The organism is Arthrobacter sp. Soil764 (genome assembly GCF_001428075.1).
Lineage (GTDB): Bacteria > Actinomycetota > Actinomycetes > Actinomycetales > Micrococcaceae > Arthrobacter.
The window spans coordinates 1-21,222 of the sequence record NZ_LMSI01000003.1; the positions used below are offsets into that span (position 1 = coordinate 1).

Genomic DNA, 21,222 nt, shown 5'->3' on the forward strand with positions numbered 1-21,222 from the left:
GCCGATACTCCGGAGTGAATTTACGTCGTGTCGTGCTCACAAGAACACCTTCCCGCAGAATCCAAGGATCCCGCTACTTCAGGTGTCCACCAACAGAGGTTAACCCCACTATGGTCCCACAACAGGGGGGCTCGTTTGGGCGCAAGACAACAACACGGTCACCTGCGTTTAGGAAGACCCAGTCGTCCGTGCTCAGGCTGAGGCCAAGGTTTGGCATAACTCCTCCATCAGATTGGGTTGGTTATCGGCTGGATGGCAAGCCTTGGCCAAGGGGCGCCTTGGTCTTAGCTGAACAGCGGACGTCTAAGAGGGGCGACCGACGCTGGATACGAGCCGAGTTCCGAGTTAAAGGGCGTGTTCGTACTGGTTGACGATGCCTGAGCCGACCCCCGGATGGCTCAAGAAACCCGGCCAGAGGCTTGCTGACGACGTCTGCATTGGCTAGGGCGGTAAAAAATTGTCCGGGCCTTGCCTGCCGGCACGTTGCAGCGACAACAACAGAAGATCGCGGGCAAGAATCCTCTGGGCAGCCACACGATCTGCATATCCACTAGCCTTGAATTTTTCTCGTGATGCCGGACCTGAAGCCCCACTATCGATCCTGTAAGACAGAGGGTCGTAAAAAATCACGTCTTCGCGTTGTCTGTCGGCATCGAAGCAGGAAGAGGGAAGCGCAGGATCAAGCCCGGCGTCGTTTTCGCTGGGTTGAGGAAGGATACTGGGATACATCACGCCCAGGATCACCACAACACTTTCCGGCTGTGGGTACGTTATCGGGCCTGGAGAAAGGAAAGGTATGGATCCGCTACCCCAGGAGTGCTGCAGCCTTTCAGTAGCTGGCATATAGGTTTTGCTCCTCAACGAGGTTGTCTTCTGCTTTGGCCGTGGCGGTCACCGCTTTCTTCGGCCACACGTGCCCCGGTCGCTGGACGTCGGCTCAAAATCACAGCGGCGGTCTACAGGCTCAGGGTGATTGGTCCGGAGCGGGTTTGCAGGTGATCTTCGCTAACAGCCTTATAAGCGGATTCCTAACCCCGTGTAGGAGCTCGTAGGCAATCGCAGCAGAGGGTGCGGGAAGGGAACTAGACATTCATAGTTTCTAAAGCTGCTACATCAAGCGATTGATACAGGGGGTGGTGCGTTGTGAGTTCAGCCAATTTAGCAGCGCCGTCCAATGCGCTCCCAGATGGAGATACAAGGAGTGCGTTAGGCCAGGCCCTGCCCATCTGGTAGCGAAAAGGCATGCCTATAAGGGGATTAGAGAGAATACTCCCTGCCCAGCTGACATATGGCTGCGACCCAGGAAGCCAGCCTGTACGTCGAAGACTTACTCCAACAGAGTGCACCAATTCACCCGCAGCTTGATCGACAATGCGCGCGGCTACCGCATCCCGTTCAGAAAGTTCAATTATCTGCCTGGCGTAGGAAGCGACTAATGACACTCTTTCAATGTCAGACTGAATATCTATGTACGTTGTTTCTATGGTTGAGAAGTCCCGCTTGATCAGGTCGAGAATGGCTGTCTCCTCTCCTCTCCCATCGTAGGCTCTCATGGCGGCGTCGAGGCCTGCCCGGCCTATCCAGTAGCCACTCCCGGCATCCCCCATGATGTGCCCCCAACCATCCACCCTTGCACACGTGTTTGCGCCAGTGGCCAGAGTTACTACTCCAGTTCCAGCAGCAATTGCAGAGCCTTGCCGAGAGCCGAGGCAACCGAGGTAACCGGACACTGAATCATGCGCCAAATGAACTGAAACTACGCCAACGGCCTGGCAGCTGCGGAGGACAGCTTGCGCGTCCGAATTGCTCGCTGTTAGCCCCGACATCGCTGCGGAGATTCGAACATTCCGCAGATTCAGACCTGACAGCGTCTCGCAGACTGCCCGTTCCAGTTGCGGCATGAGCGGCATGTCGGTGAGAACTGGAGGGAGATGTCGCTCTAACTGCGTTCTACCATTGCATATCAGCCTGGCGCGAATCGATGATTGGCCTGCGTCGATGGCAATCGTTGGGTTTGAACTACCCATATGAGCTCCGTGTTTCAAATAAATATTTCTGAATGTGATCCAGCCGCCCTGCAGAGTCGGCTACGGTATTTTCGAGCTTTAAATTGATCTTTTTTGCAACCGCGGAGGAGCGGTCAAGCGTGATAGTAGAAATGAGTTATTGCGGCTTAAAAGACCTCCTCCTTAGCTTTTCGGGACCGCGGGCAGGCCGCGGCGGCGTGATTCCTCACCATTCTTTGAAGCGATGAAAAATAGGGTCTAGCGATATGCATAAATTTCCACGGATGAAAGTAGGGAGTTCGGGGTCAACCGGCGATCAGGGGAGGGGAATCACTGTGCGTTCCTGCGGAATGCCCGGGGGAGGCATGGACCGTCGTTCGAAGCGTCCGAGTGTGATGGGCTGCCGCCGAACCTGTGACTGCTTTTGGGAGTGTTTTCGCTGACGTCGGGGTTGAATGACCTCGGTGATGGTTCGCGGTTTGCTGAGCGGATGTATGCACACGGCAGGCAGTGGATAGGGTTTGAAGCCGGGAGTTAGGTGAGCTCGGTCGTGCCCACCAGACCGCCGGGAGGCACGGCCGAGGAACGTCCAATGCTGTGATCCCGTCGGTCCGTGCGGTTGCCGTCTGCTGCCGGGGCAGCGGGCGGGGCTGTGAGCGGGCTGCCGGTCAGCTCATGCCATCGTTCGCAGGTGAGGCCGTAGGGTACCTGGGCGCTTAGAGCTACGACGTATTGTCCTGGTGCGACACGGGTGACAGCTACGCCCACCTTCTTTTGTCTTGCGGCAGGTTGCAAGGTTCTGACCGCGGCGTTCAACGCGGAGTCAAGCTCGCTTCTTGTCCTGACGGTAACTTCTAACGATTCCGGCAGCACCTTGTTTCGTTCTTTCGGCATTGCTGGTCTTCTTTCTCTGGAAGCGTCCTGTTTGCACACCGGGTTTCAGTTCGCTGCCGTTTTCCCGCACAACGGCATCCGGCATGGGCGGGAAGGGGTAGATGCATGCTGGAGCAACAGGGTCAAGGTGGGAGAACTTTGTAAAATCTCCCTGATGCATGACTGTCACGGGGTAGTTGTGCGTGTTGTGGCGACGTGAACGGTGACGTGGTCCAGGGCGTTTTTCAGGTCGACCATGCCTCCACCTTCGTGCCCGTTGAAGGGCCAGAGCTGAAGTCGTTTATCGGTGGAGGCGTAGTTGTTGAAAGCGGCGTGGACGGTCGATGGTGGGCATGTGGTGTCCATGAGTGCGGCGGAGACGTAGAGCGGCGCCGCAGCGCGGCGCGCGAAAAATACGCAGTCAAAATTTGCCAGTGTTTCCATGGCATCTGTTACCTCGTCGCGCCGAACACGCAGATAGCTGCCGATCTCGCCATACGGTGGGCGATCAGTTATATTGACCGCCCGCGGAAAGTCGCACAGGAATGGCACCAAGGCAGCTGCGGCGGCGAGATCGGGAACCAGGCCGGCGGCAGCCAGGGCTAATCCGCCACCCTGGCTGATGCCGACGACGCTGATTCTCGTCGAATCCACCTGCGGCAATGTTCGTGCCGCATCGATGGCACGAACCGCATCGGTGATCAGCCGGCGGTAATAGTAATGCTCCCTATCGAGGATTCCCCTGGTCATGAATCCTGGATGGGAAGGGCCACTGGGCCCTTCGTCTCCCGTGTTACCCACAGACCATCCCGCGCCTTGTCCCCGGGTGTCCATTTGAAAGTGGACGAACCCGCTGGATGCCCAAAAAAGGGACTCTTCCGGGTAACCCCGCCCCCCTCCATATCCGACGTATTCCACGACGGTGGGGAGGGGGCCGTGGGCACCGCGTGGAACCCGAAGCCAGGCAGATATCCTCTGGCCCCCGAATCCGGGAAACCGTACGTCGTAGATGTCCATTGTCGTCAGCGGCGTCTCCACGGGCGTTGCTTCCGGCCGGGAATCAAACGCTCGGGCAGCGGCGAGGGTCCGCTGCCAGAATGCATCGAAATCAGCCGGTTCGTTCCCCGATCCTGTGTAGTCACGCATCAGGTCCGGGGACAGGTCAAATAGCGCCATGGCGTGCTCCTGGTCGACGATGAGAGTTGAGAGAGATCTCTTGCTGCTGACGGCTCCAGGTGGGAGCTGGTTTTGTCATCACAGGCTTCTAAGCTGTGCCTCAACTTTTCTGAGGTCTTTGACCGTGATGCGGTCACCACTTCGGTCTGAGATGTCGAGTGTCACTGCTCCTGTAGGACCGGTGACATCCGCTGTTTATCCCTTTAGGCCGGACTGGGCGAGCCCTTCTACGAACTGGCGTTGGGCGATGACAAAAACTATCAGCACAGGCACGGCCGTCATGCTGGCAGCGGCCAGTTGCACGTTCCACATAGGCCCGCTGTAGGCATCAGTGAATCGGGTCAGCGCCTGTGGCAGCGTGAAGAGATCGGGGGAGGAGAGATAAACCGTTGGTTCCAGATACAGGTTCCATACGTTCAAGAACGTGAAAATTGCAACAGCTGCCAAAGCAGGCCGTGCCAGTGGCATCGCGATCCGCCACCAGATTCCTGGCCGGCCGAGTCCGTCCAGCCGTGCTGCCTCCTCAAGTTCCGTCGGCAGGGCGATGAAAAATTGGCGCATGATGAATGTGGCAAGGACGCTTGGCGCGCCAAAGGATGTCACCAGTATGAGCGGCCAGTGTGTGTTGACCAGTCCAGCGGCATTGAACATCTGAAACAGCGGGACGATGGTAACTTCACTGGGCACAAGCAGACCCGCAAGCACGAGGAGAAACAGGATATTCTGCCCCCGGAAACGGATCCTTGCGAAGGCGTAGCCGGCCATAGAGGAAACGAGCATGGTCAGGACCGTGACTACTGCCGCGATGTACAGGCTATTGAAGTATTGTCTGGCGAACGGTTGGAAGGTGAAAGCCTGCAGGTACCCCCGGAGGGAAGGTTCCACCGGTAAGGGTGTGGGCGGAAAGGCAAGGATCTCATTGATTGATTTGAAGGATGAGGTGATCATCCACCAGGTCGGGAAGACGAAGGGAACGGCCATAACAGCCAATAGCAGGTATAGCGCTGCCCTGGTCCAGCGCTTTCCGAACCTCAGCCCGGTCCCGATGGAGGGTCCGGTTAACTCACTAGTTCTCATGGAACACCCACCTTTTGCGCATTTGCCATTGCAGGACAGTGAGCGCCAAGACCACGAGGAAGAGAACGATGGCCAGGGTCGATCCGTATCCAAAGTGGTGGAAATCGAAGGCTTGCTGGAAAAGGTAGTACACGAGGACCGTGGTCGAGAGGCCTGGGCCTCCCTGGGTGAGCACTGCGATCTGCGCGAATACCTGAAGGGATCCGACGATGGTGATAATGATCGTCAATAGAAGCGTGGGCGAAATCAGCGGGAGGGTTATCCGGCGAAATACGGTGCGGCTTGTTGCCCCATCAACCCGTGCTGCTTCATAGAGTTCCGTGGGTACACCCTGTAGGGCGGACAGGAACAGGACCATGTTCAACCCCACATTTTTGAATATCTGCACGACGATCACGGCGGCCATGGCGGTAGGCCCGCTCTGCAGCCAGTTAGGTCCTTGTATGCCTACAGCGTGCAGAATCCCGTTGATTCCCCCGTTGTCCTGGAGCAGGAACCCCCACACGAGGGTCCACGCGACCAGGGAGACGACGACGGGGGAAAAAAAGAGTGTTCGGAACACCGCTATTCCTCGGCCCTGGCGGTTGAGCATAACCGCCAGGAGCAGGGCCAGGGGGATGTTGATTGCTACGAGACCCACGGAGAATATGACAGTAGCGAGAATTACTTCACCAAATTGCGGGTCCGAGACGAGCTGCCGGTAGTTCGCTGCTCCGACGAATTTGAAGGTTCCTGCCAGCACGTTCCATTCGTTGAAGCTGTAGTAAAAAACGAGAGACAGCGGGACGATCACGAAGGTGAGGATCCCCAAAACCTGTGGTGCCACGAAAAGATAGCCGGTGACAGCGTCGCGGCGGCGGTTCAGCCGGGAGGGCCGGCGGGATTGACGGGTGGTGGACCGGCCCGGGGGAGCCCCCCGGACCGGCGTTACCTTGCTTAGAACAGACACGCGCGTTCCTAACCGGCCAGGAGGGGTTTGATCGCACTGCAGACATTGTTCAGCACGCTCGACACGTCAGCTGTGGGCTGCCACATCGGGTCCAGGGCGGCCTTCACTTTTTGGGAGATTTCAGCCGAGTTGGTGTGGCTGGCTTTGGTTTGACCTTCTGCGATGCCCTTGATGACTGCGTTCTGGATTTGCTCTTTGGAGAGGAGCTTATTCGTGGCGGCCAGGGTGTCGGCCGTCAGAAGCGAGGTCCGGGGCGGCGGGAAGAACTGAGCGAGCTGTTTGGCATTGGAGGGGTTGGTGAGGTAGGCGATAAAGTCCTCGGACTCCTGGACGTGGGAGCCCTTCGCCAGCGCTCCGACGCCGGCTTGGCCGACCACAGAGTAGGAGCCTTTGGTAGCGGTGGGCAGCGGCAGGACATTCCAGCCGAACTTGGCGTCTTTCAGGAGTGAAGCGCGCGAAATTTGGGTGACGGTAAATGCGGAATCGCCTGCGAAGAAGTCCGGGCTGGTACCAGGCCCGGGAAATGCGTGCTGTTTGAAGATGCCGTCGTGGATGTAGGTGAAGGCCGTATTCATTTCGGGGGAGTTGAAGGTGCAGGATTTCCCGTCACTGCTCCAGGGAGCGGCTCCCCAGGCGTTCCACACGGAGGCCAGGTTGGACCAGTCAGAGTAGTTGAAGTCACGGATGATGATGCCGTCCTTATCCGTTTTGGCCTTAACCATCGAGCCGAGGGCTGCCAGGTCCTGCCAGTTCCATTTCCCTTGTGACTGCAGCTCTGCCGATGTTGGAAGGCCGGCCTGTTTGAGCAGACTGTCATTTGCGAACATCACCAAGGGGGAGGTCGAAAAGGGATATGCGTAGAGCTGGTTGTCCTGGGTCCAGAGCTTGGTTGTTTCGCTGTTCAGGTCTGCGTAGTTGTAATCAGGGGCTGCTTTGAGGGTGTCGGTGAGAGGTGCGAGAGCTCCGGATTTGACGAAATCTGGCGCGTCTTTTTCGAGGACCCACGCCATGTCGGGGGCGTTGCCACCGGCGATCTGGGTGGTCAGCGTTGACGTGTAGTCCGCCACCGGCAGTGAATCAAACGTGATCTCTTTGATTTCAGGGTGCGATTTTTTGTAGCTGTCCGCAACGGATTTGAACAAGGCGAGTTGTGTCGCGTCCGATGTCCAGGTGGTCATGCGCAGGGTGACGCTTCCAGGGGCGGCGGAAGTATGAGTGCTGCTTGCTTCGGTCGCTCCTCCGCAGCCGGCAAGAGTCAGTGCCGTTGCTGCCAGCAGCGCCACTCCTGTCAGCTTCTTTGCTGGTTTCATTTAGTGCTCCTTGATTAGTAGCCGGTGATGTCGGGCCAGTGCAGTTCGACACCGGCCCCGGCGAGTAAGGTCTGAAATTCCTTCAGGATGGAAGGAGTGTTGCGTACGGCTCGGGGCTCAATCGCCCGCTCCAGGCAAAAGGCTGCTAGCCAACCTGCTGCCTCGCCGATATTCCACTCCACGGGGTGGAGCCGGAAGGCTCCATTGGTGAGGTGTGTTGTACCAACGTTTTTTCCCGCCGGGAGCAGGTTTTCCAGACGGACCGGAATCAGTGCTCCGAGGGGAATTTCAAAGGGCACCGATGGGACGTCAATATAGTTGTCGCCACAGGTGGAGGGGTGCAGGTCGATTCGGTACATGCCAACTCCGACGCTGTCGAAAAAAGTGGAGGGCTTGCCACTGCCTCGTACGGCGACGGACAAGTCGTTTTCCACCACTGTGTATTCCGCCTTGATGCGGCGGGACTCACGTATATAGGGTGCCTGGGCAAGACCGTCGGTGGTTCCCGTGACGTCCCCGCGAAGGCGAAGTCCGGGCCAACCCTTTCCGCCGTCGGGCCGCGGCGCTTCAGTTTGCAACCAGTAGAACATTGACAACGACAACTGCCGGGCACCTTCCAAGTGCTTTTCCGGGGCCGGGCTGTCAATGATAGAACCTTCAAGGTAGTCAATCATCGGCCAGTTGACCAGGACTATGTCACTGTCGAAGTGCCCGTCAGTGAAAAGCTTCCGCGCCAGGATCCGGCGGAAGGTCCATAGCTCCCGGTCCCCGGCGGCCTGGCTCTGGTCCGCGGTGAGGGCGAGCGGATCATCGTCGATTGTAGGCGTGAATTCACGTGTGACGATCTCGAGGGTGCGCGGATCAGGCCCCGTCAGCGAGAGCATCGGCGCTCCCCAGAACTCCGGTTCGTAGTTGCGCCAGTAGTCGTAATCCCGCGGTTTCTCAATGGTGTTATCTCCCGGGACGTGATCGATCGCGAAGCACCACGAAAAGGCCTGCATATTATCCGGGCTGGCAGTTTCGGGAGCGCTTGGCTCACCTGTTTGCTCCCGCGACTCACTGCCGGTGACATATTCCGCTCCGACGAGGGGGAGTAGTTCACCTGTTTCAGTCGCATCCAGGACAAACCCTGCGGTGATTTGGGTGAGTTCTGACGTGCGGGCATCCCTGACAGTGACACTCGTAATTCGGGTGCCCGACACTTCCGCTTCAACTGGAATCGCAGGCTGAAGAACTGTCAGGCGGCCCGTACCCAGATATGGTGCCAGCAGAGCGTCAATAACTGCAACAGCGACCTTGGGCTCCGCGCAAAGGCGGCTGACCAAGCCCGCACCGGGATTGAGATCGCTTTTTGCCCGAGCCTCCTCCGTCAGCGGATACCATGCACGGTAGTAGTCCCGGATGCCCTCCCGCAGCTTCCTGTACGAGGCCGTCACGCCGAACTGTTCCACCCATGCGTGTTCATCCATTGGAACTGCCTGGCTCGTGAGCTGCCCACCCAGCCATTGATATTGCTCTGTCAAGACGACGCGGCGGCCGGCCTTGAGTGCGGCCAGTGCAGCCGCGACGCCACCAAGGCCACCTCCGACGATAAGAATGTCGGTGTTGAGATAGTTCATTGGGCGGCTCTTTCGTTTTTGGGCGCAGCAAGAGTGGAGCCTGGCACGAAGCGGCAGTTCAGCAGAACGCGCAGCTCGGAATCAGGAATCCGCTCTTTGCTCGCAATGATTTTTGTCAGAAGCTTCACAGCTCCCGCCCCCAGGTCCTCCCTGGGAGCGCTGAGGCGTGTGAAATCGATATCGGTGGTACCTGACCGCGGGGGATCCCCGAGAACAATGATCGAGAGATCCCCGGGTACCGAATACCCTGCTTCGGCGGCCAGTTTCAGCAGCGCCGCGGAATGGTCCTCGGACTCGAGGAACAGGACCGTTGGGCCGAAGGCTATGATCGCTTTCCATGCCTCGCTCAGGCCCTTCCCCGAGACGGTGTAGAACGTGTGTTGTGCATTTCTAAAGCCTGCAACGCCCTCCCGGAAGCCGGCCCGGCGATCCAGCACGGACTCTCCCCGGCTGTCCCTCTCTAAATAGAAAAACCGCCGATGACCCAACTGCAGGGCTCGCCTAACGAGCTCCTTCGTGGAGGAAACATAATCAACGCCAACGTACGGTACCCCTGGGGTACTCCTTCGACCTATGGCGACAAAGGAGTAGCCACCCACGACTAGTCTCCGCAGATCCTCGGTGTCCATTTCCAGACCCAGGAGAATGCATCCGTCAGCAAACGCCAAGCGGTTGTTCTGATGAAAAATTTGTCGGCGCCCGTTGACGACAGGGGCGCTGGTGAACATCAGCAAGTCACAACCCATCGTCTCTGCCGCGGACTCAATCCCTGTCAAAAGCGGAGTGTAGAAGTCCACGGTTTCATGAGGGAAAGCAGCCTCGTAGGTGAACACACCTAGAATCTGGTTCTCGCCGCCGGCGAGACGGCGTGCAGCAGGATCGGCAACATAGGTTGTTGCCCGGATCACCTCCATCACACGATCCCGTGTTTCTTTCGCGATTCGCCCCGTCGCATTCACCCGGTTGTTCAGCACCAATGACACGGTGGTTTGGCTTACACCGGCGAGCTCAGCGATGCGGCGCTGCGTCATCCTTTCCGCACCTCTTTGCACGTTCATAGGACCCCTCGCTTACCGTCGCTAATGCGTATTATCGGATGGTGTACATCACGATAATGCGTATGATCCGATATTTCAATAGGGTGTCCCATGTTCCGTTCACGATGGGGGCGGTCGGAGCTACAGCTTGGTGGTGGATATGCAAACAGGCCTGTGGACACAGGCTCTAACCAGCTCAAAACGACTGCGAGTCATCGGACGACCGGCACTGAACGGCCAAGCCTCTCAGGCGGGCGTGATCGCCTTTTTAACCCTACGGAGCGGGAGAGTAAGTGAGATTACTCCCAGGCGAAGTGGATGAAATCCGCTACCTTAATCACGGGATGGAAGAGGGTGCATCCAGTTTCATCAGCTATCGCTGCACTATGTCGGTATGGGAGGAAACGGGATAGTGTGCTCGAGTCCCACCTTCAGGCTCACGCCTCCCTTCCCCAGCTGCAGCGGCAACTTTTCCGATAGCGTTAGAGGAGATCCGGAGCGTCGCGCGGAATGCGCCAAGCTTGATGCTTCGCTCCTGGCGGCCGCCAAGGTTGCGAATTCGTCCAGCTGCGTCCCGCCGGAGAGGATAAGGGCGCTGCTGACAACCGGCGTCAATCACCCATGCGGCGGGAGTCCACGAAAATCTCCTGGCCAGCAACATCGAATATCTGGCCCACCTCCCGTGGGGGCGGTGAGGCAGAGCCGGGCGGGATCATCTCAGCGCCGGCTCTTATCTGCATTCACCGGTAACTCCTCACCGATGGCACGCCGAGGGTTCTTCCCGGAAGCACAGTGCACTCCAGCAGCTGCCTGGTAGACAACGTCGGCCCCTGCACCCCTTTGAGTATTTGATCGAGAAGGGCTACAGCGCGCGCCCCAAGCTCGGTGCGCGGAGCGCTGAAACAGGTAAAATCAACCCCACACCCGCCTTTACGATCCCGCTCACCGAGGACCACAAATGACAGGTCATCAGGAACGGCGACGCCGTCGGCGGCAGCGAGGGCGTAGAGCTCTTCTGCGTCCTTGGGATCCTCAACAAAGAGGATGGTAGCCCCTCCTGCTCGCACGCGCCGCCACACCTCAGCCAAACCGACTGCCGTAGTCTCTGCCTGTGTCAGGGCAATGCCCGCAGCTGCCAGTTCGTCCGTCAGAGCGTCGTGCCTGTCACGGGAGGATTCGCCAGCGAGAGACAGCCTGGCGTAGAAAGCAGCCGAATGGCCGGCCTCAATGGCTTGACGAGCCAGTTCGCGAGTGGGCGTGCCATAGTCAACACCAACATAGGCTATGCCTTCAACATCGCGGCGGCCGATAGCAACGAACTTGTACCCGCTGTCCCGGAGCTTGGCAAGCTCGCCGTTGTCCATCTTCCGACCCAGCAGTATGCACCCGTCAGCCAGGCGGAGCCGGCTATTTTCATGGAATATCCGGCGGCGCCCATCAACCAGCGGAGCACTGGTGAACATCAACAAGTCCAGGCCCAAAGCCTCGGCTGCACTCTCTACGCCGGTCAGCAAGGGTGTATAGAAGTCTGAAGTTTCGTTGGGAAAGGCATGCTCGTAGGTGAACACACCGACAAGATTGTTCATCCCGCCCACCAAGCTGCGGGCAACAGGATCGGCAACATAAGTCGTCGCTTTAATGACGTCAAGGACACGTTTGCGCGTCTCTTCCGGTATGCGCACACCATTGTCGGTACGGCCGTTCAGCACAAGCGAAACAGTCGCCTGACTCACCCCTGCGAGTTCCGCAATCTTGCGCTGCGTAACTCTCCCCCCTTGGCTCGACGTCATCGACGTTCCTTTCCAAGCACCTGATAATACAAATCATCATAGAGGAGCCGCAGTCCTTCCCCCGTGATAATAGGTATTATCCTCTTGACGGTTCAAGCCGGGCACTGGAGCATCTAAGGATCGGGGGATAGGGAGCCGGTCACGTACTTGGGCGGATTGGCCATCACCTCATCACGTAAGGGGCCGCTATGTCGCCTACAGATTCCATGCCGTTCTCAGATGCCTTTTCGAGGGGCGCGTCTCTTAGTCCAGGGGTTTCCCGGCGTTCGCTGATACTTGCGGGTGCAGCCGCGGTCCCCATGCTGGCAGTCGGCGCGCTGTTTACGGCGCCAGCCCGGGCTGCGACGGCCACGGATTTTGACCAGGTCCGCACGCAGTGGCGCGCAACCCTGGTTTCGAACTACGACCTCTCCGACTCTACGGTCCAGCAATATGTCACGGCATCAGCAGCGGAAGCACAATCCTTATGGGACAGCTTATCGACTGCCTCCAACCGCACCTACCTGTGGGCCGACCTCAACAGCAGTAGCGTTTCAGCGATTCAACGGAACAACATGGGCCGGCTTCGGACGCTGGCTCTCGCGTTGAAGTCTCCTGGATCCTCCCTCTACGAAAACACGCAACTGAAGGCCGACATCGTCTCTGCCCTCGATTGGTTCCTGAACAACAAATACGGTGTCACCAATCAGTATGACAACTGGTGGGACTTCCAAATCGGCATTCCCCTGGCGCTCAACGACTTCTGCGTCTTGCTGTACGAGGACCTTTCAGCCACCCTGGTCGCTACAGCGATGGCTGCCATCAAACGGTATGCACCGACACCCACTATCACCGCAGGCAGCACCTCCACCGGAGCAAACCGCAACTGGGCCTGCTCGATAGCTATAGTCCGCGGTGCCCTCAGTCAGGACAGTGCCACGATTTCTGGTGCAATGACGGCTTACGCGGCAATCTTCCCTTACGTCTCGACCGGTGACGGCTTCTATACAGACGGCGGCTTCATTCAACACCAGTATTTCTCCTACAACGGGGGATACGCCGTCTCACTCCTGCAGTACCTCACATACTCCATGGTCGCCACCTTGGGCACTCCATGGGCTTTCAATGCTGCACAGATCGCTGAAGTCTACGACTGGGTGCAGCAGAATTATGTCCCCTGGATTTTCGGGGGTGCCTTTATGGACATGACTCGGGGCAGAGGAATATCGCGGTTCTACGAGACCGACCACCGGGTAGGGAGGCTAGCAATCGCCACGCTGCTACAGCTCGCGTCCGTATTTCCCGCCGCTCAAGCCCTTGTCGTTCGGGGGCAGTGCAAGGGTTGGATCAACGCCGACCAGTTCCTTCCGTTCTTTGTCTACGACAGTGTCCCGATCGAACAGGTACGGCTGCCCTCCATTGTGAATGGACGAGCTGTCGTGGCCGATACGAACATTCCGTCAGCGGCCGAATCAACACAGAGCGTCGTGGCAACATCCATGGCCAGAGCAGTCCACCGCCGGCCGACATTCGCCTACGCTGTGGCAATGGACAGCACGGTGATCAAGCCCTACGAGAGCGGCAGCGAGAATCGTCTCGGTTGGTACACCGGAGAGGGAGCGGTCTACCTGAACCTTTCCAGTCAGAACGCACACTGGGCCAACCAATATTGGTCCACGGCCAACAAGTACCGCATTCCCGGCACCACCGTCGGGACAACACCCTTGTCTCCAGCAGCAACACGCACGTCGCTCAATACGTGGGCGGGCGGCGCCTTACTCGATGGGAATATTGCACTTGGCATGGGACTTAAACCAGCCTCCCAGACACTGAGCGGGCGCAAATCCTGGTTCTGCATGGACGACGCGATCGTGTGCCTCGGCGGTGCCATCAGCAGCACAGATGGCGACACCGTAGAGACCATAATTGAGAACCGTAACATTGGCCCCAATGGCGCAATCGTTCCTATCCTCAATGGAACATCCGTGCTGACTACGCCAAGCCCAACCCCGAGCTCCTTCACTGCCAACTGGGTTTGGATTCCCAATGTTGGCGGCTACGTGTTCACCCCAGGAACATCGATTAAGGCGTTGCGGGAAGATCGCACAGGCAAGTGGACCGACATGGACAACCGCGGCGTCTACGATGACACGACCACTTACAGCCGACGATTCATCACGCTATGGATAGATCACGGAGTGAATCCAAGCAACAGCACCTACTCCTACATTCAGTTGCCCGCGGCAACCCAAGCGCAAACCTCGAGCATGGCATCCTCTAACGACATCACCGTGGTTGCCAACAACAACGATGTCCAAGCCGCCACCCGTACGAGCACCGGCGCCACCATGATTAATTTCTGGTCACCTACACCCCCGAAGACTGCGGGCATTCAGTCCAACAACAGGGCATCCATCGTCACCACACGCAAAAACGGGCAGCTCTCGATCGCCGTCACCGATCCCACACAAAAGGTCACCGGTCCCGTAACGGTAACCATCGACGGGCCGGCCACCAGCATCCTGCAAACCGACCCTGGAATCACTGTCCTGGCGCTAAGTCCCAATGTCCAGATCTCGTTTAACGCATCCGGACTAGCAGGTAAGTCCCTGGTCGCACGATTTGCTGTCTAACAGGACGAATCGTCAGAAGATGTCCGTGACAGAGAGCCTTCGATTGTGCGGCGCGGCTGAAAAAACGGCCAGCGGGGTGCTCTTCTGAGCCAGCATGCCGGCCGGCTCGCCTCCTCTGGTCCTCATAGCCATGACGATCAGAGGAGGCCGAGACGGTGAGGGCCTTTCGGCCTGAAATTCACTGGCTTGTCGCCCGGAGTGAAGTTATCGACCATTTTTCCCAGCCCGGTTTCCAGCCTGATCCGTTTGCACGCCGCGTTCACTTACCGCTTGCAAGCCAGCATCCCATTGCCGCTGCCGCTGAGTTCCCTTGTCATAGGACACAGCCACGGACTTAGAGGCAGAATCTGGGCGGCTTAGGTCATTCTTGCGGCAAGTAGGCCCTTCTACTTCCACCCCCACTGGTTCACCAGCACGGCGCGTCTTGCTCGTGCACGTTTGTGCAAGTCGCTTGACCCGATTTTCCGCCACTTCGAACAATGGTGGGGAACCCGCCGGCTGCCTTGCTGGCATCCCCAAAGCCAAGGAAGTCTTTTGAGTCCCGATAATTCATCTTTCAAATCGCGCCCGGTTGCACGAGTTGGTGCGGAACGAAATTCCATTCAAAGCCTGCGCCGCCGCCCCCACGCGAAGGTACTGGTGGTGGGTGGTGGCATCAACGGCGTGGGCACCTTCCGCGACCTGGCGCTGCAGGGCGTTGATGTGGCCCTGGTGGAGCGCGGCGACTACTGCCAGGGAGCCAGTGGCGCGTCCTCGCACATGATCCACGGCGGCATCCGCTACCTGGAGAACGGCGAGTTCCGCCTGGTCCGGGAGTCAGTGGTGGAACGCAACCGCCTGCTGAAGATTGCCCCGCACTACGTCAAGCCCTTGCAGACAACCATTCCGATCTTCAGCACGTTCTCCGGGATCCTGTCTGCACCGCTGCGCTTCCTGACCCACAAGCAGCAGGGCAAGCCGAAGGAGCGCGGTGCTTTCCTGATCAAGGTCGGCCTTAGCCTTTACGATTCGTTCTCCAGGGACGGCGGCACGGTGCCCCGGCACCAGTTCCGCGCGCACAAGGCAGCCCTCGAGGAGCTGCCGGCCCTGCGGCCCGACGTCAAATACACCGCCACGTATTTTGACGCCTCGGTCCATAACCCGGAGCGGCTGACCCTTGATGTCCTGCAGGACGGCGAGAAGGCCGGCCGGGCGAACAAGGCCCAGGCCACCGGGGCACAGGGTGACACAGCCCGCGCCAGCAACTACCTCTCGCTGCAGTCCGTGTCTCCGGCGCCCAACCCCGGACCGGGCCGTGGCAGCACTGTCCGGCTGCGCGACGAACTCACCGGGAAAGAGTTCGACTTCACGGCTGACATCATCGTCAACACCACCGGGGCGTGGGTGGACCTCACCAACGAGTCCATGGGCGCGGCATCGTCCTTCATGGGCGGTACCAAGGGCTCGCACATCGTGCTGGACCACCCCGGCCTCCTTGCCGCCTGCCGCGGACGCGAGATCTTCTTCGAGCACACCGATGGCCGGATCGTCCTCATCTACCCGATGGGCGACCGGGTGCTGGTGGGCACCACCGACGTCGATGCGGACATGTCGGAGGATGCCGTCTGCACGGACGAGGAGATCCAGTATTTCTTCGACCTGATCGGCCACGTCTTTCCCTCGATCGACGTGACGCCGGACGATATTGTCTACACGTTCTCCGGTGTGCGCCCTCTGCCAAGCCATGACGCCACCCAGCCCGGCTTCGTCTCCCGGGACTACCGCATCGAACGGCGCGCCTCGGGGCAGGACGGAAACGGCGCCCTCGTTTTGAGCCTGGTGGGTGGCAAGTGGACAACGTTCCGCGCCCTCGCCGAGCACCTGACCAATGAGGTCCTCTCCGAACTCGGTGTCCAGCGCAAGGTCTCGACGGCGCAGCTCCCCATCGGCGGCGGCGCCGGCTTCCCCGCAGATGAAGCGGGCGTGCAGAAGTGGATCAAGGCGCACATGGCGGAGGGCCGGGACGCAGACCGCACCGCCGGACTGCTCACCCGCTACGGCACCCGCGCCGAAGACGTGATCGCCTACCTCGACGCCGAGCCCGACCACGTCCTGCGGTCCACCCGGGAACTCAGTGTCCGTGAACTGGAGTTCATGGCGGCCAACGAGCAGGTCGGACACCTGGTGGATGTATTCATCCGGCGTACCTCCCTGGCCTTCCGCGGCCTGGTCACCGATGAGCTCCTCAACGAAGTGGCCGAGGTGCTCTCAACCCCCCTTGGTTGGCGTGCGGGAGACCGGAACGCAGAAATGCTGCATGCGAAGTACGTGCTGCAGCGTTTTCATCGCGTGGAAACGGATAACCAGAAGGTTGAACAGGCCTACCGGCGGGATCACAACGCCTCGCTACCCCAAGCTATCTCACTGAAAAAGGACCAATAACAAAGAAGGAGTCAAAGATGTCTCTAGGAATAGTCTTCCTCTCCGAAGTCTTTGGCACGGGCATGCTGACCCTGTTGGGTTGCGGCGTCGTTGCCAACGTGGCTTAAAGGCAACAACGGCGGTTTCCTCATGGTCACCTGGGGGTGGGGAATCGCCGTCTTCGCGGGTGTCTTCGTCGCCGCCAAGTCGGGCGCGCACCTGAACCCCGCCGTAACGCTCGGGTTGCTGCTCAACGGCAAGGCCGAGTACGCGCCGGGGGTCGCCATCGATTTCGCTTCCACCCTGACCTACTTCGCCGGTGAGATGGTGGGTGCATTCCTCGGTGCGGTGGTCTGCTGGCTCGCATACAAGCAGCATTTTGATGACGAGCCGGAACCCGCGGGCAAGCTCGGCGTCTTCTCCACCGGACCGGCCATCCGGTCCACGCCCTGGAATGTCATCACCGAAGTCATCGGCACTTTTGTGCTGGTCTTCGTCATTCTTACCCTCGGGGGCACCCCCTCCGGCCTCGGTCCGCTCGCAGTTGCGCTGCTCGTGGTCGGTATCGGTGTTTCCCTCGGTGGTCCTACCGGCTACGCCATCAACCCCGCCCGTGACCTCGGGCCCCGGATTGCCCACTTCGTGCTTCCCATCAAGGGCAAGGGCTCCAGCGACTGGGCCTACTCGTGGGTGCCGGTCGTAGGGCCACTGGTTGGCGGTGCGCTCGGCGGCTTGATGGCACGACTTGTTCCCATCATCGTCACGGCCGCATCCTGACCCGCACCACTCCAGCCATTAACAAGACAAGGACGTCATCATGAACCAGTACGTAATCGCCATCGACCAGGGCACCACCAGCACCCGCGCCATCATCTTTGACCACAGCGGGGCGATTGTCTCCTCCGGACAACTGGAGCACGAGCAGATCTTTCCGCAGGCTGGGTGGGTGGAGCACGATGCGACGGAGATCTGGACCAACACCCGTGAGGTCATTGGCTCAGCCCTCTCCAAGGCGAACCTGACACGGCACGATATTGCCGCCGTCGGGATCACCAACCAGCGCGAGACCGCGGTGGTGTGGGACAAGACCACGGGCAAGCCGGTGTACAACGCCATCGTCTGGCAGGACACCCGCACCCAGGACATCGTGGACGAACTGGGCAAGGACGGCGGCGCCGACCGCTTCAAGCAAAAGGTCGGCCTGCCACTGGCCACCTACTTCTCCGGTACCAAGATCAAATGGATCCTGGACAACGTTGACGGTGCCCGCGAAAAGGCAGAGGCCGGTGACCTGGTCTTTGGCAACACGGACGCCTGGGTCCTGTGGAACCTGACCGGCGGTGTGGACGGCGGTGTCCACGTCACGGACGTGACCAACGCTTCCCGGACCCTGTTCATGGACCTCGAAACACTGCAGTGGGACGACGAAATCCTCGGGATTTTCGGCGTGCCGCGCAGCATGATGCCGGAGATCAAGTCCTCCTCTGAGGTTTACGGTGAAGTCCACGGCTCGCAGCTGCTGCGCGAGACGCCGGTGTCGGGCATCCTGGGCGACCAGCAGGCTGCCACCTTTGGACAGGCTGCATTCGAAGCCGGTGAGGCCAAGAACACCTACGGCACGGGCTGCTTCCTGATCTTCAACACGGGGGAGGAAATCGTCCACTCCAAGAACGGGCTCCTCACCACGGTGGGCTACAAGCTGGGCGACGCCAAGCCGCACTATGCCCTCGAGGGCTCCATCGCCGTCACCGGTTCCCTTATCCAGTGGCTCCGCGACAACCTGGGCATGATCAGCAGCGCCCCTGAGGTGGAAACCCTTGCGGCCGCCGTGAAAGACAACGGCGGCGTTTACATTGTTCCTGCCTTCTCCGGCCTGTTTGCCCCGTACTGGCGCTCGGACGCCCGCGGTGCGATCGTGGGGCTGACACGGTTCGTCAACAAGAACCACATCGCCCGGGCGGCCCTGGAAGCCACCGCGTTCCAGACCCGCGAGGTGCTGGACGCGGTCAACGCGGACTCCGGCGTGCCGCTGAGCGAGCTGAAGGTCGACGGCGGCATGGTGGCCAACGACGCACTCATGCAGTTCCAGGCGGACATCCTGGGCGTCCCGGTCATCCGGCCAAAGGTCATCGAAACCACCGCGCTGGGAGCGGCCTACGCGGCAGGGCTGGCCGTTGGGTTCTGGAAGGACCTGGGCGAGTGCTCGGCCAACTGGGCCGAGGACAAGCGCTGGGAGCCCCAGATGGACCAGGCTGAACAGGACCGCCAGATGCGGCTCTGGAAGAAGGCCGTCACCAAGTCCATGGATTGGGTGGACGGGGACGTCCGGTAGCGCCGATCAACTCCACGAGCCGCCCTGCCGATTCAGGCAGGGCGGCCCACCATCTCCTAGCGCTCAAGAAGGAAACTTTTGCCCAACGCTTCCAAACCATCCCGCTATCTAACCCTCTCACCGTCCCTTGCTGTGGGCCACGACGAGCCGGACCGCAACCTTGCCCTGGAACTCGTCCGCGTCACCGAGGCAGCCGCCATCGCCGGCGGCCACTGGGTGGGTTTTGGCGACAAGAACACCGCCGACGGCGCAGCCGTCGACGCCATGCGCTCCTTCCTGCAGACTGTCCACTTCAACGGCGTCGTGGTCATCGGCGAAGGCGAAAAAGACGAAGCCCCCATGCTGTTCAACGGCGAACGCGTAGGAGACGGCACGGGGCCGGAATGCGACGTCGCCGTTGACCCCATCGACGGCACCCGGCTGACCGCCCTGGGCATCAACAACGCCCTGGCCGTCCTGGCCGTTGCCGAGCGCGGCTCCATGTTCGATCCCTCCGCCGTGTTCTACATGGAAAAGCTCGTTACCGGCCCCGAGGCCGCGGACATGGTGGACCTGCGCCTGCCGGTCAAGCAGAACCTGCACCTGATCGCCAAGGCCAAGGGCGTGAAGGTCAACCAGCTCAACGTAATGATCCTTGACCGCGACCGCCACAAGCCGCTGGTGGAGGAAATCCGCGAAGCCGGTGCCCGCACCAAGTTCATCATGGACGGTGACGTAGCCGGCGCCATCGCAACCGCCCGGTCCGGCACGGGCGTGGACGCCCTCATGGGCATCGGCGGAACGCCCGAAGGCATCGTGGCCGCCTGCGCCATCAAGTCCCTGGGCGGCGTCATCCAGGGCCGTCTCTGGCCCACCAGCGACGAGGAGAAGCAGAAGGCGATCGACGCCGGCCACGACCTCGACCGAGTGCTGTCCACCAACGACCTGGTCTCCAGCGACAACTGCTACTTCGCCGCCACCGGCATCACCGATGGCGACCTGCTCAAGGGCGTCCGCTACTCCAAGGACAAGGTCCTCACGCAGTCCATCGTCATGCGCTCCAAGTCCGGCACCATCCGCTTTGTGGACGGCGAGCACCAGGCCAGCAAGTGGGAGAACTACGCCCGCAGACGCCCAGGCAATCAACCCTCGCTGCCGTGGAATGGCAGGCTGAAATCGTCGTGATCTTCTCTGCTCGCAGAGGTCCGGCAGTGGATCTGAATCGTTTCCATTTTGAGTGGACATGACGTGCTAGCGGGGAACGGTGATCGTAGTGGCGCTCATGCTCTCCTTCGCCGCGGTGGTGGCGCCCTTCCTCATCCACTTACTGGAGCACGGTTCGTTGTGGGAGCCCTACGTCCCCGAAGTTGCAATGGGAGACGGAGAAAGACCCTCACGTCCGTTGACTCGATCCATGAGGGTCTTCCATTTAGCTGCTCCGCACGTGGGGAAACTTTCGTTATCGCTTCGGCAAAAGTAGTACCAAGGATGCCACTTTTCAAAGTCTGAACGTCTAGGGTACCCGCCGAATGAACAAAATAAGGCGGTAGGGCCGCATGCCGCCCCCTACCGGCGGGAAGCGCACCCGCAAATGCGGGTGCCAGCACCAATGCTAGCGACGACGTAACCGGCGGGATATAGCAGAAGACCCCGAGGCATGGGGGACGTCTCGGGGTCTTGTAGCTGGCGCCTCCAGACACGTGCAGTAGTCGCCTCAACAAAGTTACTGTCTAGTACGAGCGTAGACAACTTGCATTTTTGCAGGACGGGCCTGCATGCCTACAGATTCACACCCGGGAACTCCGATCAAGAGCGGTAGGCCCGGAGCCGCGCCCAAAAGGTAAACCCCGCTGTTGTAGTTCGCAGGGAGTGCTCATTCCAGCAGGCCAGAGGCCGAAAGCCGATAATAAAGATTTTGTAAAGCTAGTGACTTGTCTTACCAGTAGGGCAGCAAGTGGAAAGGATTCTCTCCAGCTTGGCGTGGCCCAGATATTGCCAGGCCGTCCCCTGCTGATCCCGTATTCGCGCGCAACGAGGACTTTCGGAACCCTGCTGCTGGCGA

At 59.7% G+C, this 21,222-nt stretch carries 14 protein-coding genes and 1 pseudogene; 5 read left to right on the forward strand and 10 right to left on the reverse strand.

Going from position 1 to position 21,222, the window contains the following annotated elements; translation table 11 throughout:
• Positions 1–441 precede the first annotated feature (441 nt).
• The 10 genes from ASG86_RS20420 to ASG86_RS03540 form a co-directional block, all read right to left on the reverse strand.
• A complete protein-coding gene (locus ASG86_RS20420) occupies positions 442–744 on the reverse strand; it encodes a hypothetical protein (protein WP_156386113.1) in 303 nt (100 codons plus the stop codon).
• Between the two features lie 338 nt (positions 745–1,082).
• Positions 1,083–2,027 carry an N-acetylglucosamine kinase gene (locus ASG86_RS21175; protein WP_082566653.1) on the reverse strand — a complete coding sequence of 315 codons (945 nt, stop codon included), beginning with the start codon at positions 2,025–2,027 and terminating at the stop codon, positions 1,083–1,085.
• Positions 2,028–2,829: 802 nt separating this feature from the next.
• Positions 2,830–3,069: a hypothetical protein gene (locus ASG86_RS20425; protein WP_156386114.1), complete on the reverse strand. Its 240-nt coding sequence runs from the start codon at positions 3,067–3,069 to the stop codon at positions 2,830–2,832.
• Positions 3,066–4,055 carry an acetylxylan esterase gene (locus ASG86_RS03510; protein ID WP_056330340.1) on the reverse strand — a complete coding sequence of 330 codons (990 nt, stop codon included), beginning with the start codon at positions 4,053–4,055 and terminating at the stop codon, positions 3,066–3,068. Before ASG86_RS03510 ends, ASG86_RS20425 begins: the two co-directional genes overlap by 4 nt.
• Positions 4,056–4,250: 195 nt before the next feature.
• Entirely contained in the window at positions 4,251–5,036 is a 786-nt protein-coding gene (locus ASG86_RS03515) for a carbohydrate ABC transporter permease (RefSeq protein ID WP_056330342.1), read from the reverse strand.
• Between the two features lie 85 nt (positions 5,037–5,121).
• Positions 5,122–6,081, reverse strand: coding sequence for a carbohydrate ABC transporter permease (locus ASG86_RS03520; RefSeq protein ID WP_056330345.1), 960 nt, complete (start codon positions 6,079–6,081; stop codon positions 5,122–5,124).
• An 8-nt stretch (positions 6,082–6,089) separates the two neighbouring features.
• On the reverse strand, positions 6,090–7,391 hold the full coding sequence (locus tag ASG86_RS03525; RefSeq protein ID WP_056330348.1) for an ABC transporter substrate-binding protein: 1,302 nt from the start codon (positions 7,389–7,391) through the stop codon (positions 6,090–6,092).
• A gap of 14 nt (positions 7,392–7,405) precedes the next feature.
• Positions 7,406–9,010, reverse strand: a complete 1,605-nt coding sequence (locus ASG86_RS03530) for an FAD-dependent oxidoreductase (RefSeq protein WP_056330351.1) — start codon at positions 9,008–9,010, stop codon at positions 7,406–7,408.
• Complete coding sequence (locus tag ASG86_RS03535; RefSeq protein WP_200946128.1) at positions 9,007–10,041, reverse strand: LacI family DNA-binding transcriptional regulator; 1,035 nt, start codon at positions 10,039–10,041, stop codon at positions 9,007–9,009. The genes ASG86_RS03530 and ASG86_RS03535 overlap by 4 nt, the downstream gene beginning before the upstream one ends.
• 746 nt (positions 10,042–10,787) lie before the next feature.
• Positions 10,788–11,837, reverse strand: coding sequence for a LacI family DNA-binding transcriptional regulator (locus ASG86_RS03540; RefSeq protein WP_056330357.1), 1,050 nt, complete (start codon positions 11,835–11,837; stop codon positions 10,788–10,790).
• Positions 11,838–12,136: 299 nt separating this feature from the next.
• On the opposite strand from ASG86_RS03540, the gene ASG86_RS03545 reads away from it, so the two are divergent.
• The 5 genes and pseudogenes from ASG86_RS03545 (at position 12,137) to glpX (ending at position 20,345) form a co-directional block, all read left to right on the forward strand.
• A complete protein-coding gene (locus tag ASG86_RS03545; protein ID WP_056330359.1) occupies positions 12,137–14,449 on the forward strand; it encodes a polysaccharide lyase 8 family protein in 2,313 nt (770 codons plus the stop codon).
• A gap of 636 nt (positions 14,450–15,085) precedes the next feature.
• The gene (locus ASG86_RS03550) at positions 15,086–16,870 is read left to right on the forward strand and encodes a glycerol-3-phosphate dehydrogenase/oxidase (protein ID WP_442854285.1); all 1,785 of its coding nucleotides are present in this window, start codon (positions 15,086–15,088) and stop codon (positions 16,868–16,870) included.
• A 17-nt stretch (positions 16,871–16,887) separates the two neighbouring features.
• Positions 16,888–17,626, forward strand: a pseudogene (locus tag ASG86_RS03555) (MIP/aquaporin family protein).
• Positions 17,627–17,666: 40 nt separating this feature from the next.
• The gene (glpK, locus tag ASG86_RS03560; protein ID WP_056330362.1) at positions 17,667–19,181 is read left to right on the forward strand and encodes a glycerol kinase GlpK; all 1,515 of its coding nucleotides are present in this window, start codon (positions 17,667–17,669) and stop codon (positions 19,179–19,181) included.
• Between the two features lie 78 nt (positions 19,182–19,259).
• The gene (gene glpX, locus ASG86_RS03565; protein ID WP_056330363.1) at positions 19,260–20,345 is read left to right on the forward strand and encodes a class II fructose-bisphosphatase; all 1,086 of its coding nucleotides are present in this window, start codon (positions 19,260–19,262) and stop codon (positions 20,343–20,345) included.
• Positions 20,346–21,222: the final 877 nt, after the last annotated feature.